General features: G+C 70.6%; 11 protein-coding genes and 1 pseudogene. 1 reads left to right on the top strand and 11 read right to left on the bottom strand.

The window, feature by feature from the left end; translation table 11 throughout:
• Positions 1–148 precede the first annotated feature (148 nt).
• The 3 genes from ACFYX4_RS39680 to ACFYX4_RS39670 all read right to left on the bottom strand — a co-directional run bounded on the left by ACFYX4_RS39680 (position 149) and on the right by ACFYX4_RS39670 (position 2,544).
• Entirely contained in the window at positions 149–901 is a 753-nt protein-coding gene (locus tag ACFYX4_RS39680) for an aspartyl/asparaginyl beta-hydroxylase domain-containing protein (RefSeq protein WP_389344592.1), read from the bottom strand.
• Between the two features lie 177 nt (positions 902–1,078).
• Complete coding sequence (locus tag ACFYX4_RS39675) at positions 1,079–1,690, bottom strand: sigma-70 family RNA polymerase sigma factor (RefSeq protein WP_389344590.1); 612 nt, start codon at positions 1,688–1,690, stop codon at positions 1,079–1,081.
• 203 nt (positions 1,691–1,893) lie between these two features.
• On the bottom strand, positions 1,894–2,544 hold the full coding sequence (locus ACFYX4_RS39670) for a hypothetical protein (RefSeq protein ID WP_389344588.1): 651 nt from the start codon (positions 2,542–2,544) through the stop codon (positions 1,894–1,896).
• A gap of 260 nt (positions 2,545–2,804) precedes the next feature.
• On the opposite strand from ACFYX4_RS39670, the gene ACFYX4_RS39665 reads away from it, so the two are divergent.
• Positions 2,805–3,734 (top strand): UTP--glucose-1-phosphate uridylyltransferase, encoded by a 930-nt coding sequence (locus ACFYX4_RS39665; RefSeq protein ID WP_389344586.1) that lies wholly within the window; start codon positions 2,805–2,807, stop codon positions 3,732–3,734.
• Positions 3,735–3,761: 27 nt separating this feature from the next.
• On the opposite strand, the pseudogene ACFYX4_RS39660 reads toward ACFYX4_RS39665, so the two are convergent.
• The 8 genes and pseudogenes from ACFYX4_RS39660 to ACFYX4_RS39625 all read right to left on the bottom strand — a co-directional run.
• Positions 3,762–3,890: pseudogene (locus ACFYX4_RS39660) on the bottom strand (alpha/beta hydrolase); the annotation flags it as partial.
• Positions 3,891–3,933: 43 nt separating this feature from the next.
• On the bottom strand, positions 3,934–6,468 hold the full coding sequence (locus tag ACFYX4_RS39655; protein ID WP_389344584.1) for a DUF4118 domain-containing protein: 2,535 nt from the start codon (positions 6,466–6,468) through the stop codon (positions 3,934–3,936).
• Positions 6,469–6,490: 22 nt separating this feature from the next.
• The gene (locus ACFYX4_RS39650) at positions 6,491–6,919 is read right to left on the bottom strand and encodes a winged helix-turn-helix domain-containing protein (protein ID WP_389344582.1); all 429 of its coding nucleotides are present in this window, start codon (positions 6,917–6,919) and stop codon (positions 6,491–6,493) included.
• Positions 6,919–7,587: a potassium-transporting ATPase subunit C gene (locus ACFYX4_RS39645; RefSeq protein WP_389344580.1), complete on the bottom strand. Its 669-nt coding sequence runs from the start codon at positions 7,585–7,587 to the stop codon at positions 6,919–6,921. Before ACFYX4_RS39645 ends, ACFYX4_RS39650 begins: the two co-directional genes overlap by 1 nt.
• A 5-nt stretch (positions 7,588–7,592) precedes the next feature.
• The gene (gene kdpB, locus ACFYX4_RS39640; protein WP_389344578.1) at positions 7,593–9,692 is read right to left on the bottom strand and encodes a potassium-transporting ATPase subunit KdpB; all 2,100 of its coding nucleotides are present in this window, start codon (positions 9,690–9,692) and stop codon (positions 7,593–7,595) included.
• A 29-nt stretch (positions 9,693–9,721) separates the two neighbouring features.
• Positions 9,722–11,386: a potassium-transporting ATPase subunit KdpA gene (kdpA, locus tag ACFYX4_RS39635; RefSeq protein ID WP_389344627.1), complete on the bottom strand. Its 1,665-nt coding sequence runs from the start codon at positions 11,384–11,386 to the stop codon at positions 9,722–9,724.
• Positions 11,387–11,418: 32 nt separating this feature from the next.
• Positions 11,419–11,508 carry a K(+)-transporting ATPase subunit F gene (gene kdpF, locus ACFYX4_RS39630; RefSeq protein WP_037659531.1) on the bottom strand — a complete coding sequence of 30 codons (90 nt, stop codon included), beginning with the start codon at positions 11,506–11,508 and terminating at the stop codon, positions 11,419–11,421.
• Positions 11,509–11,866: 358 nt separating this feature from the next.
• Positions 11,867–14,389 carry an ATP-binding protein gene (locus tag ACFYX4_RS39625; protein ID WP_389344575.1) on the bottom strand — a complete coding sequence of 841 codons (2,523 nt, stop codon included), beginning with the start codon at positions 14,387–14,389 and terminating at the stop codon, positions 11,867–11,869.
• Between the last annotated feature and the right edge of the window lie 106 nt (positions 14,390–14,495).

Below are 14,495 nucleotides of genomic sequence, written 5' to 3'. Positions count from 1 at the left end.
GATTTCGGTCACGATAACATTTGAATGAAGCTCGAGAACAGCCAGGACGGGAAATTTTCCCGACCCCGGAAATTCTCTTTTTGGGCAGCACGAGAATCCGACAGCAATAACTGCCGGTTTCGTTTTGCGGACGTTTTCCGGTCGGGCGCTATTCCCCCATCAAGCGCCTGACCTCCGTGATGAGGGCGACCAGGGCCTGCCGTTCGGGAACGGTCGTCTCCGGGTGCCAGAGGTCGACGAGCAGGCAGGTCCGCGGCCGGATTCCGTCATTACGGGCCTCGTGCTCGAAGGAGTAGTCGAACAAAAGGCAGCGGCCTTCCTCCCAGGAACGGGTCTGGCCTGCCACGGTGATACTGCATCCGTCCGGAATGTCGACGGCGAGGTGCAGGTTGATGCTGAAATTCCACAGATCGCAATGCGGGGCGATCGAGGCCCCGGGCAGCAGCGTGGAGAAATGCGATTCCAGCAGTGGGCAGATCTTCTCGGTGTCGACGACGAACTCTTTGAGTACCTTGTAGGCCGTGGGCACGGCGCCGGCTGATTCCTCGACCAGCCCTCCGCCCCGATAGAGGTAGAGAGCCTGCCAGTCCTCCTGCCGGGTCAGGTAGTGCTCGTAGTCCGAGAACGCCTCCCGCCGCAGCGACCAGGCCGCGTTCAGCTCCTCCTTGACGGCCGGCTGGGCCGACTCCAACGCCTCGACGACGGGGGCCAGTTCGGGATAGGCGAGGGGATCGTGCCAGGGGGTCTGCGACAGCCCCGGCAGGATCCATCTGGCGTCCTTCTGGAGCGGGTGCCGCGATCCGCCGCCGCCGGGCTCCAGCATCCGTTCCACACGGCTGATCGAGTCCGCGCCGTGATCGCTTCTGATCGCCGCGAAGGCGTCCTCTATCTCCGGCGTCATACGGGCCTCCTGACTGGTCTGCGACCGGGGGCGCTGGACGCGCCGTCGCACCAGTAGTCGGACACCGGGCGGCTCCAGTTCCCGAGAGTTTCCGTCAACCTGCCTTCACCCAAGGTGAGTTGCCGAGGCCCCAGGTGAAGGGCCCCGGCGCACCTTCGTCTTCCGGCATGCCGGACGTCACGCCACTGGGACGGAAGCCTCGATCTCGGCGTCGAGCACCAGGCGCTCCAGCGTGGCGCGGGCGCGGGACACCCTGGAGCGGACCGTGCCGACAGGGCAGCCGATGAAGCCGGCCGCCTCGTCGTAGGGCAGGCCCACCACCTGGGTCAGCATGAACGCCTCACGGCGTTCGTCCGGGAGCGTCTCCAGCAGTTCGAGGAGTGCGATGCCGTCGTCGAAGCCGGGCAGTCCGCTGGGCTGGGCGTGTTCGACGGCTGTCTGCCAGTCGTGGGTGTCGGCCGGCCGGGGGCGGGCCGCGGTCCGGCGGAAGCTGTCGGCCACCGCGCGGCGGGCGATGGACAGCAGCCAGGTGCGGGCCGAGGAGCGTCCCTCGAACCGCGGCAGGCTGTCGAAGGCGCGCACGAACGTGTCCTGGGCCAGGTCGTCGGCGGTCTGAGGATCGCCGCTCAGATAGGCGACATAGCGCAGGACGTCGCCGTGCAGGGCGCGGACGAAGTGCTCGGCCGCGTACGGGTCGCCGTTGCGGGCGGCCAGGGCCCAGGCGGTGGCGGAGGCGTCCGCTGTGGCGCGCTCCGCCCGGCGGGGAGCGGGCAGGACGGAAGTGATCACGTGGTGTCCTTCTCGGGTCATCCGGAGCAGACATCCCGTCACGGGACGAGGTGCTCCGGCACGTGGGTGCGGCCGTACTCGGTGGGTACGGCGATGCCCGGGGCTCGTTCGTCGCGCGCTCATCGGCCGCACGGCAGAGTGCGGCACTCCGCGTCAAAGGCGGCATGGTGAGAGGCGGGTGTGCCCCGGTCGGTCCGGCTGTCTCAGACGACAGCGGCACCCACGGGCGGCCCTCGGGAGGTGACCGCGTAGCAGAGAAGGAAACGGGCCAGCGGCGACCGGTACGCGGCACGCCGCCTGCGCACCGACGGGCGGCGGACCGGCACGTGCAGCGCCAGCAGCATCCGCAGCGGCGCGGACAGCCGGGCCGCCGCGGCCCGCAGGACACGGAAGACGGCCCGCTCACCGTGAGCGAGCCACAGCCCGCACAGGACCGCGGCCAGGAGGTGGGCGGCGAGCATGCCGAACGAGGCGGCGTCGCCCGTGCCGGCCACGCTGTGCGCGTGCTCCATGCCACCCGAGCCGTGCGCCATGTGCGTCATGCCGCTCATGTCCATGCCCGCGTGGGCGGCGGTCGGGTCGGACGCCGGCCCGGCGGTCAGGGTCTGTCCCAGGGAGAACGTCTCGTGGAGCACCGTCTGAGCGGCGACCACGACCGTGACGATCAGCGCGGGCCCGCGCTCACGAGCGGCCAGGAACCAGCCCGCCGCGCCGGTCGCCGCGGCACCGAGGGCCATGGTCCACCAGGGGACGGAAGCGCCGGACATCGTCACGTGGCCGAGGGCGGCCAGCAGCACGCAGGCGGCGGCCAACACACCGGCCCGCAGCGTGCGGCACCACCCTCCGACAGTCATAGCGCGCCCATCTTCGCACCCGGCATCCGATCGTCGTCAGGGGGTACGTGCCCGCACCGGGTCCCGGACTCACCGAATTGACGGTGACTCACGTCACAACACGGGTCCGGACGGCATGCCGACCCGGCCCCGCCCCACCGGACGGCTGACGGCTGTACTACTCACTGCTGACGGCTGTCGGGACGCGGCGGCGGGCGTTGGTAGCTTCAGGGGGTGCCGTGCCGGCCGGCGCGGTGTGCCGCACGACCGAGAGAGACCTGATGTCCCCGACGATCCGCAGGGCCGTGATCCCCGCCGCCGGCCTCGGCTCCCGCCTGCTGCCGCTGACCAAGGCGACCCCCAAGGAGATGCTCCCCGTCGGCGACAAGCCGGTCATCGAGCACACCGTGCGCGAGCTGGTGGACTCCGGCATCACCGACATCACCATCGTCGTCTCCGGCGGCAAGAGCCTCATCCAGGAGCACTTCCGCCCCAACCCCGCCCTGGTCGCGCAACTGCGCGAGGACGGCAAGGCGGCCTACGCGGACGCGGTGGAGGAGGTCGCCGAGCTGGCCCGCCAGGGCCACATCACCTACCTCGACCAGCACGGCCCGTACGGCAACGGCACCCCCGTCCTCAACGCCGCCCGCGCCTTCGGCGACGAACCGGTGCTGGTGCTGTGGCCCGACGACGTGTTCGTGGCCGAGGTCCCCCGCGCCCAGCAGCTGATCCGCGCCTACGAGCAGACCGGCTGCCCGGTGCTGGCCCTCATGCCCATGGACCCGGGCGACTCCCAGCGCTACGGCGTGCCCATCGTCAAGGAGGACCTCGGCAACGGCACCCTGCGCATCACCGGCCTGGTCGAGAAGCCGCAGCCGACGGACGCGCCGTCGTCGTTCGCGGCCATCGGCGGCTACGTCGTCACCCCGGGCATCATCGACGAGCTGCGTGAGCAGACGCGCCGCTGGTACGAGCACAAGAGCGGCGAGGTCTACCTGACCGACGCCATCAACGCCTACGCCTCCACCCGCGCGGTGTACGGGCAGGTCATCAAGGGCCGCTGGTACGACACCGGCAACCCGGCCGACTACCTGGTCGCCCAGATGGCGTTCGCGCTCGCCCACCCCGAGTACGGCCCCGTCCTGCGCGGCCTCGTCGACGGACTCGACGCCGACCGCGCCTCTGGCGTGCCGGCCGACTCCGGCACCTGACGCCCGCCGTGGACCGGCGGCCCGGCCTCACTTCAGGTGTCGGCCGAAGAACCGGTTCCCGTCGTCCGCCTCGAACCACGGGGTGCCGGTGTGCCCGCCCAAGTCGGCGTGCAGTGTCTTCTCCTCGCTGCCGAAGGCGTCGAACAGGTTCGAGGCGACCGCGGGGGTGTTCGACCAGGTGCGTACTCCTGACGGTCCCTCAGTTTCGGTGATCGTGGCCGCGTCGGCTGGGCCCGGGTGCGGCCGGGAGGCTGAGGACCATGGTGAGTCCGCCGCCCGGGGTGTCCTCGGCGTCGAGGGTGCCGCCCATGGCCTCGGCGAAGCCCCGCGCCACCGCCAGGCCCAGTCCGACGCCGGCTCCGCGCGGCGCGTCCCCGTAGCGCTGGAAGGGTTCGAAGATGAGCCCCTTGACCTCGTCCGGGACGCCCGGACCCCGGTCGACCACGCGGACCTCGACCCGGTCGGCGAGGGAACTGGCGGACACCAGGACGCGCTCGCCCGGCGGTCCGTACTTCACGGCGTTCTCCACCAGGTTGGCCACGGACCGTTCGAGGAGCCCCGCGTCGACGGCGACCATCGGCAGCGTCTCGGGGATGTCCAGCTCCACGCTGTCCTCGGGGACCCCGCCGAGCGCCATCGGCACCACTTCGTCCAGGTCCATCTCCCGCAGGATCGGCGTGACGGTGCCGGTCTGGAGACGTGACATGTCGAGCAGGTTGCCCACCAGGTGGTCGAGGCGGTCGGCGCCCTCCTCGATGCCTTCGAGCAGCTCCGCCTGGTCCTCCTCCGACCAGGCCACGTCGTCGGAGCGCAGCGAGGTGACCGCCGCCTTGATGCCGGCCAGCGGGGTGCGCAGGTCGTGGCTGACGGCGGCCAGCAGGGCGGTGCGGATGCGGTTGCCCTCGGCGAGCGCACGGGACTGGTCGGCCTGGGACTTCAGCCGCTGCCGGTCCAGCACGACGACGGCCTGGGCGGCGAACGCCGCCAGCACCCGCCGGTCGGCGGCCGGCAGCACCCGGCCCGTCAGCGCGAGCGCCGTGTGGTCGCCCACGGGCATGTCGACGTCCGCGTCCTCCGGGCGTTCCACGGGCCCTCCCGCGCCCGCTCGTCCCGCGCAGGTCCAGGGCGCCACGTCGCTCTCCCGTTCCAGCAGGGCCACCGACTCCATGCCGAAGGTCTCCCGGACCCGTTCGAGGAGCGCCTCCAGGCTGGTCTCGCCGCGCAACACGTTGCCCGCCAGGTAGGAGAGGATCTCCGACTCCGCCCGCAGCCGGGCCGCCTGGTGCGTGCGCCGGGCGGCGAGGTCCACCACGGACGCCACCGACACGGCGACGCCGACGAAGATCGCGATCGCCACGATGTTCTTGGGGTCGGCGATCGTCAGGGTGTGCACGGGCGGGGTGAAGTACCAGTTCAGCAGCAGGGAACCCACCACCGCCGAGGCCAGCGCCGGGTACAGGCCGCCCAGCAGGGCCGCCGCCACCGTCAGGGTGAGGAACAGCAACATGTCGTTGGCCAGGCCGACTTCGGGCGTGACGCTGGTGAGCAGCAGCGTCAGGACGGCCGGTCCGGCCACGGCGACCAGCCAGCCCCAGATGATCCGCGACCGCCCGAGCCGCGCGCCCCGGGCGGCCGGCAGTCCGCGTCCCTTGCCGGCCTCGTCGTGGGTGATCAGGTGGACGTCGAGGTCGGGCCCCGACTCACGGGCGACGGTCGCGCCGACGCCGGGGCCGAGGACGTACTGCCATCCCTTGCGGCGGGAGACGCCCAGCACGATCTGGGTGGCGTTCACCCCGCGGGCGAAGTCCAGGATCGCGACCGAGACGTCCTCGCCGACGACATGGTGGAACGTGCCGCCCAGATCCTCGACAAGGGTGCGCTGGACGGCGAGTTCCTTGGGCGAGGCGCCCGTCAGCCCGTCGCTGCGCGCTATGTAGACGGCCAGGACCTCCCCGCCCGCGCCCTTCTCCGCGAGCCGCGCCGCCCGCCGGATCAGCGTGCGCCCCTCCGGGCCGCCGGTGAGACCGACCACGATCCGCTCCCGCGAACCCCAGATCGCCGACACCTGGTGCTCGTTGCGGTACTCGGTCAGATACGCGTCGACCCGGTCCGCCACCCACAGCAGGGCCAGCTCCCGCAGGGCGGTGAGGTTGCCGGGGCGGAAGTAGTTGGACAGGGCCGCGTCGACCTTGTCGGGCTTGTAGACGTTGCCGTGCGCCATGCGGCGGCGCAGGGCCTGCGGCGACATGTCGACCAGCTCGATCTGGTCCGCCCGCCGCACCACCTCGTCCGGCACCGTCTCCTGCTGCCGGACGCCCGTGATGGACTCGACTATGTCGCCCAGCGACTCCAGGTGCTGGATGTTGACCGTCGAGATGACGTCGATCCCGGCGGCGAGGAGTTCCTCGACGTCCTGCCAGCGCTTGGTGTTGCGGGAGCCGGGGACGTTGGTGTGGGCGAGCTCGTCGACCAGGGCCACCCGCGGCTGCCGCGCGAGGACGGCCTCCACGTCCATCTCGGTGAACGTGCCGCCGCGGTACTCCAGTTCCCGGCGCGGGATCTGCTCCAGACCGTGCAGCATCACCTCGGTGCGGGGCCGGTGGTGGTGCTCGACGAAGGCGACCACGCAGTCGGTGCCGCGTTCGACACGGCGGTGCGCCTCGGAGAGCATCGCGTACGTCTTGCCGACGCCCGGTGCCGCACCGAGGTATATCCGAAGCTTGCCGCGTGCCATGGTCTCGTCTCTTTGTGGGTGTTCAGCTCTCGAAGCGGTAGCCCATGCCGGGCTCGGTGATGAAGCAGCGGGGGTGGGAGGGGTCGGCCTCCAGTTTGCGGCGCAGTTGGGCCATGTAGACGCGCAGGTAGTTGGTCTTGTTGCTCTGTGTGGCCCCCCAGACCTCCTGGAGCAGGTGCTTCTGGGTGATCAGCCGGCCGGGGTTGGTGACGAGTATGTCGAGCAGGTGCCATTCGGTCGGGGTGAGGCGGATGTCGTGTCCGCCGCGGACGGCCTTCTTGGCGAGCAGGTCGAGGTCGAGCATGACGACGTCCGGCTGACGTGCGGCCGCCAGCCGCAGGGCCGTGGCGCCGTCGGGCGCCGCGTCCACCGCGTACTGGCGGGCCTGCATGTTGATCACGAGGGCGCGGACGAGCTGGGGGTCGTCCTCCACGACCAGCACCCGGGTCATCAGCTGTCCTTGATCAGTTCCTTGAGCGCGGTGTTGAGTTCGAGGACGTTCACCCGGGGTTCGCCGATGAAGCCGAGCGTGCGGCTGTCGGTGTGCTCGTCGACCAGCTTCTGCACCTGGTCGGCGGACAGCCCGTTCTTCTCGGCGACCCGGTGGACCTGGAGGTCCGCGTACTGCGGGGAGATGTCCGGGTCCAGGCCGGAACCGGACGACGTCACGGCGTCGGCGGGCACGTCGGAGGGCTCGACCTTGTAGTCGCCGACCGAGTTGTCCTTGACGACGGCGGCCTTGGCGGCGGTCACCCAGTCGATGAGGTCCTTGTTGTCGCCGGAGCGGTTGGTCGCGCCGGACAGGATCAGCTTGTACTGGGTGTTGACGCTGTTGGCGCCGAGACCGTTCTGCGGGCGGCCCTGGAACCACTTCAGGTCCGGCTCCGGGGTCTCCTGGCCCTCCTTCAGGGGCAGGTTGTACGACTGCCCGATGAGCGAGGAGCCGACGACCTTGCCGTCCGCCTTGATCTCCGAGCCGTTCGCCTGGTCGTCGAAGAGCGCCTGCGCCACTCCGGTGACGGCCAGCGGGTAGATCACGCCCGTCACCAGGGTCAGCACGAGGAGGGCGCGCAGGCCCGCCCCGAGCAGCCGGGCGGTGTTGGTTACCGAGTTGTTCATGGCGGTCAGCCGATCCCGGGGATGAGGGAGATGAGCAGGTCGATGAGCTTGATGCCGACGAACGGGGCGATCAGTCCGCCGATGCCGTAGATCGTCAGGTTGCGCCGCAGCATCCGGTCGGCGCTGACCGGCCGGTACTGCACGCCCTTCAGCGACAGCGGGACCAGCGCGATGATGATCACCGCGTTGAAGATCACCGCGGACAGGATCGCGGAGTCCGGCGAGGACAGGCCCATGATGTTGAGCTTGTCCAGGCCCGGGTAGACCGCCGCGAACAGCGCGGGGATGATCGCGAAGTACTTGGCGACGTCGTTGGCGATGGAGAACGTCGTCAACGCGCCCCGGGTGATGAGGAGTTGCTTGCCGATCTCGACGATCTCGATGAGCTTGGTCGGGTTGGAGTCGAGGTCGACCATGTTGCCGGCCTCCTTCGCGGCCGACGTGCCGGTGTTCATCGCCACCCCGACGTCCGCCTGCGCCAGCGCGGGGGCGTCGTTGGTGCCGTCGCCGGTCATCGCGACCAGCTTGCCGCCGGCCTGCTCCCGCTTGATCAGCGCCATCTTGTCCTCGGGAGTGGCCTCCGCGAGGAAGTCGTCGACGCCCGCCTCGTCGGCGATCGCCTTCGCGGTCAGCGGATTGTCACCGGTGATCATGACGGTCTTGATGCCCATACGGCGCAGCTCCTCGAACCGCTCCCGCATGCCGTCCTTGACGACGTCCTTGAGGTGGATGACGCCCAGCACGCGGGCGCCGCCCGCGTCCTCGACCGCCACCAGCAACGGCGTGCCGCCCGCGGCGGCGATCCGGTCGGTGAGCGCGCCGGCGTCCTCGGACACCTCGCCGCCCTGTTCCCGGACCCAGGCGGCGACCGAACCGGCCGCGCCCTTGCGGATCTTCCGGCCGTCGACGTCCACGCCCGACATCCGGGTCTGGGCGGTGAAGGCGATCCACTCCGCGCCCGTGAGCTCGCCCTGCTGCCGCTCGCGCAGGGCGTACTTCTCCTTCGCCAGGACGACGATGGAGCGGCCCTCGGGCGTCTCGTCCGCCAGCGACGACAGCTGGGCGGCGTCCGCGAGTTCGGCCTCGCTCGTGCCGGTCACGGGCACGAACTCGGACGCCTGGCGGTTGCCGAGGGTGATGGTGCCGGTCTTGTCCAGCAGCAGCGTCGAGACGTCACCCGCGGCCTCGACCGCACGACCCGACATGGCCAGCACGTTGCGCTGCACGAGCCGGTCCATGCCGGCGATTCCGATGGCGGACAGCAGCGCGCCGATCGTGGTCGGGATGAGGCAGACGAGCAGCGCCACCAGGACGACCATCGTCAGGTGCGTGCCGGCGTAGTCCGCGAACGGCGGCAGCGTCGCCACCGCCAGCAGGAACACGATGGTGAGGGAGGCGAGGAGGATGTTCAGCGCGATCTCGTTGGGCGTCTTCTGCCGCGCCGCGCCCTCGACCAGGGCGATCATCCGGTCGATGAACGTCTCCCCCGGCTTCGTCGTGATCTTCACGACGATCCGGTCGGAGAGCACCTTCGTGCCACCCGTGACAGCCGAGCGGTCGCCGCCGGACTCCCGGATGACCGGGGCCGATTCGCCGGTGATCGCCGACTCGTCGACGGAGGCCACGCCCTCGACGACGTCACCGTCACCGGGGATGACGTCACCGGCCTCGCAGACGACCAGGTCGCCGATCTTCAGCGCGGTGCCGGGCACCTGCTCCTCACGGTCCCCGGTGAGCCGCCGGGCGACGGTGTCGGTCTTGGCCTTGCGCAGGGTGTCGGCCTGCGCCTTGCCCCGCCCCTCCGCGACCGCCTCCGCCAGGTTGGCGAAGACGACGGTGAGCCACAGCCAGGCGCTGATGGTCCAGCCGAACCAGTCGCCCGGGTCCTTGAAGGAGAACACCGTGGTCAGCAGCGAGCCGATCCACACCACGAACATGACGGGGGACTTGACCATCACCCGCGGGTCGAGCTTGCGGAACGCGTCCGGCAGCGACTTCAGCAGCTGCTTGGGGTCGAACAGGCCCGCGCCGACACGGCCCTCGGCGGGCTTGTGACCGGTGGGCACATCACCGTGCGGCGCCCGGGTCGGAGTGACAGCGGACATCGAGTCCTCTTGGCTTTCTGTACGAGTGGTCATGACGCCAGCCCCTCCGCCAGCGGACCCAGCGCCAGCGCCGGGAAGTAGGTCAGACCGGTGATGATCAGGATCGCGCCCACCAGCAGACCGGTGAACAGGGGCTTCTCGGTGCGCAGGGTGCCTGCGGTGACCGGGACCGGCTTCTGCTCACCGAGCGAGCCGGCCAGCGCCAGCACGAACACCATCGGCAGGAACCGGCCGAGGGCCATCGCGATGCCCAGCGTGGTGTTGAACCACTGCGTGTCCGCGTTCAGACCCGCGAACGCCGAGCCGTTGTTGTTGGCGGCGGACGTGTAGGCGTAGAGGATCTCGGAGAAGCCGTGCGCACCGGAGTTGGTCATCGAGTTGCCCGGCGTGGGCAGGGCCATCGCCGCCGCCGCGAAGACCAGCACCAGCGCCGGCGTGATCAGGATGTAGCAGGCCGCGAGCTTGATCTCACGCGTGCCGATCTTCTTCCCCAGGTACTCCGGCGTGCGGCCGACCATCAGACCGGCGATGAACACCGCGATGATCGCCATGATCAGCATGCCGTAGAGACCGGAGCCGGTGCCGCCGGGCGCGATCTCGCCGAGCATCATGCCCAGCATGGTGATCCCGCCGCCGAGGCCGGTGAAGGAGGAGTGGAAGGAGTCCACCGCGCCGGTCGAGGTGAGCGTGGTCGCCACCGCGAAGATCGACGAGCCGCCGACGCCGAACCGGACCTCCTTGCCCTCCAGCGCGCCGCCCGCGATCTCGAACGCCGGGCCGTGGTGCGCGAACTCGGTCCACATCATCAGGGCGGTGAAGCCGAGCCAGATGGTGCCCATGGTCGCGAGAATCGCGTACCCCTGCTTCACCGAGCCGACCATGAGGCCGAAGGTGCGGGTCAGGGCGAACGGGATGACCAAGATCAGGAAGATCTCGAAGAGGTTCGTGAACGGCGTCGGGTTCTCGAAGGGGTGGGCGGAGTTGGCGTTGAAGTAGCCGCCGCCGTTGGTGCCGAGTTCCTTGATGGCCTCCTGCGAGGCGACCGCGCCGCCGTTCCACTGCTGCGACCCGCCCATGAACTGGCCGACCTCGTGGATGCCGGCGAAGTTCTGGATCGCGCCGCACGCGACCAGGACGAGCGCGGCGACGACGGCCAGCGGGACGAGGATACGGACGACGCCCCGCACCAGGTCGGCCCAGAAGTTGCCCAGTTCACCGGTGCGCGAGCGGGCGAAACCCCGCACCAGGGCCACCGCGACGGCGATGCCGACGGCCGCGGAGACGAAGTTCTGCACGGCCAGACCGCCGGTCTGCACCACGTGGCCCATGGCCTGCTCGCCGTAGTACGACTGCCAGTTGGTGTTCGTCACGAACGACACGGCCGTGTTGAACGCCTGGTCCGGGTCGATGGCGGCGAAGCCGAGCGAGCCGGGCAGCACACCCTGGAGCCGCTGGAGCAGGTACAGGAAGAGGACGCCGGCCGCCGAGAAGGCGAGGACGCCGCGCAGGTACGCGGTCCAGCGCATCTCGGTGTCCGGGTTGGCGCCGATGCCCTTGTAGATCCACCTCTCGACCCGCCAGTGCTTGTCCGAGGAGTAGACCTTGGCCATGTAGTCGCCGAGCGGGATGTAGACGAGCCCCAGGGCCACCGTCAGAGCCAGCAGCTGGAGGACGCCGGCGAGGACGGGACTCATCCCGCCCGCTGCGGCAGCAGCTGATGTCATGGTCAGAACCTCTCGGGGAAGATCAGGGCGAGGACGAGATAGCCCAGCAGGGCGACGGCCACGATCAGGCCGACGATGTTCTCGGCAGTCACAGCTTCGTCACTCCCTTGGCGACGAGAGCCACCAGCGCGAAAACCGCGATCGTGGTGACGACGAAGGCCAGATCGGCCATCGCGAGCTCCTAGAAGAGGTTCGAATGGAACGGACGATCAGAGGAAACCGCCTCCGTGGCCGGATTCGGTCGCCGTTGACACCTCCCTTACGGCGACGGGTCGGGCTTTGACGGAACTCATACGACTGCCGTCCCCATCTGCGGGACCGGATCCCTCGTCGCGCTCGAACACGCCGACGGCCCGCCCCGACAGCCGTAGGACCGGTGCCTTCGCCTGCCTTCGCCTCCTGTGGTCGGCGAATCCTGTGGTCGGCGCTTCCTGTGGTCGCCGGTGCGACTCACGCGCCGCCGCTCACGCTCCGCGCACCGCTGGTTCGGCCGAGCCGTTCGGCGAAGGGCAGGGACACCACCATGGTCAGTCCCCCGCCGGGAGTGTCCTCGGGGGTCAGGGTGCCGTCCATGGCCTCGGTCAGACCCCGGGCGAGGGCCAGCCCGAGGCCGAGTCCGGTGGTGTTGTCGGTGTCGCCGAGACGCTGGAAGGGCTCGAAGATCCGGTCGCGCTCCGTGGGCGGCAGCCCGGGGCCGCGGTCGACGACCCGTACCTCGACGCGGCCCGCGTGGGCGCTGGCGGTCAGCAGCACCTTGCGCCCGGCCGGGCTGTGGCGGGCCGCGTTGCCGACGAGGTTGGCTATCACGCGCTCCAGCAGCGGCGGGTCGGCCAGCACCGCCGGGATCTCCTCCAGGTCGCCGACCTCCACCTCGGGGGTGTCGGTCAGTGCCGCCGGGAGAACCTCCTCCAGGGTCGTGGGCCGCAGGTTCAGGGTGAGGGCGCCCGCCTGGAGGCGGCTGAGGTCGAGGAGGTTCTCCACCAGGAGGTTCAGCCGGGCCATGGACTCGTCGGCGGTGGCGAGGAGTTCGTCCCTGTCCTCGGCGGAGAACTCGACGTCGTGGCTGCGCAGGGAGGCGACGGCCGCCCAGCCCGCGGCGAGCGGGGTGCGCAGATCGTGTCCGACGGCCCGCAGCAGCGCCGTGCGCATCCGGTCGGCGGCCCGCACCGGCTCGATCTCGGCGGCGGCCTCGGCAAGCCGGGCCCGTTCCACGGCGGCGCCGACGTGCGCGGCGAACGCGGCGAGGACGCGCCGCTCGGAGGAGGGGAGGGTACGGCCGCGCAGCACCAGGAACGCGCCGGGCCCCGTCGGCACCACCGTGGCCCCGTCGGTGTCGCGCGGCTCGTCCACCAGCTCCACCGAGTCCATGCCGAAGGTCTCGCGGGCGCGTTCCACCAGTGCCGGGATCGTCGCGCCGCCGCGCACGATGGTGCCGGCCAGCGAGGACATCGTCTCGGCCTCGGCGGTGGCGCGGGCCGAGCGCCGGGACAGGCGCAGGGACCGGTCGACGGCGGCGGCCACTATCGCGGCCACCACGGCGAAGACGGCCAGCGCGATCAGGGCGTTGGGGTCGTCCAGCGTGAACTGGCCGATGGGCGGGATGAACCAGTAGTTGAGGAGGAGGGAGGCGGTCACCGACGCGATCACCGCCGACGCCACCCCGCCTATGCAGGCGACTCCCACCACGGTGAGCAGATAGAGCAGCGCCTCGCTGGTGAGGTTGAGCCTGTTTCGGGCGACGTCCAGGTCCAGCAGGAAGGTGAGCGCCACCGGCAGCAGCAGTCCGGCGACCGGGCCGGCGATCCTGCGCACGGTCGACAGCGTGCGCCGGCGCGAGGGCAGCAGCGTGCCGCGGCCGGCGCGTTCGTGGGTGACCTTGTGGACGTCGATGTCACCGGAGAGTTCGACGACGGTCTCGCCGGTGCCGCGTCCGGTGACGAAGCGCTCCAGCCGACCGCGGCGACTGGTGCCCAGGACGAGCTGGGTGGCGTTCTCCGCGCGGGCGAAGTCGACGAGGGCGGTGGCGACGTCGTCGCCGACCACCGAGTGGTAGCTGCCGCCGAGGTCCTCGACCAGCCGCCGCTGCCGGGCCAGGGAGGCGTGCGACGCGCCGCTGGCCAGGCCGTCGCTGCGTGTGACGTGGACGGCGAGGAGGTCGCCACCGGCCGACCGGTCGGCGATCCGGGCGGCCCGCCGGATGAGCGTGTCCCCCTCCGGTCCGCCGGTCAGGGCCACGACCACCCGCTCCCGTGTCTCCCACACCCCGCCGATGCCGTGTTCGGAGCGGTAGGAGTGGAGGGCCTCGTCCACGCGGTCCGCGACCCAGAGCAGGGCCAGTTGCCGCAGCGCGGTCAGGTTGCCGGGCCGGAAGTAGTCGGCGAGCGCCGCGTCGACCTTCTCGGGGGCGTAGATGTTGCCGTGCGCCATCCGCCGCCGCAGCCCCTCGGGCGGCATGTCCACCAGCTCGATCTGGTGAGCCCGTCGGACGACCTCGTCGGGCACCGTCTCGTGCTGCGGCACCCGTGTGATGTTCTCGACGACGTCGTTCAGGGACTCCAGGTGCTGGATGTTCAGCGCGCTGATGACGTCGATCCCGGCGGCGAGGAGTTCCTCGACGTCCTGCCAGCGTTTGGCGTTGCGGCCGCCGCCCGGGACGTTGGTGTGGGCGAACTCGTCGACGATCGCGACCTGCGGCCGGCGTGCGAGGACCGCGGCGAGGTCCATCTCCTCGAACCGTCCGCCGCGGTAGTCGCAGGAGGCGCGGGAGACGACCTCCAGCCCGTCGAGCATCTCCTCGGTGCGCGCACGGCCGTGGCACTCCACGAACCCGACGACGACGTCGGCGCCGCGCGAGACCCTGCGCCGGGCCTCGTCGAGCATGCGGTAGGTCTTGCCCACTCCGGGAGCCGCCCCGAGGTAGACCTTCAGTCGACCGGGCACGACATGACCCGTCCCGGGCGGCACCGCACTCATACCGATGATCACTCCCGTGGGAAAAGGCTTGCTTCCCCCTACCGAAGCCCCTCCACCACCGCCTCCGCACACTTCTTGACACATCCTTGTCGGCGCTCACGGGGAC

Origin of the sequence: Streptomyces sp. NPDC002328 (genome assembly GCF_042890065.1) — a bacterium.
GTDB lineage: Bacteria > Actinomycetota > Actinomycetes > Streptomycetales > Streptomycetaceae > Streptomyces.
Note: the sequence above shows the minus strand (reverse complement) of the source record. Positions and strands in the feature narration are given on the sequence as shown.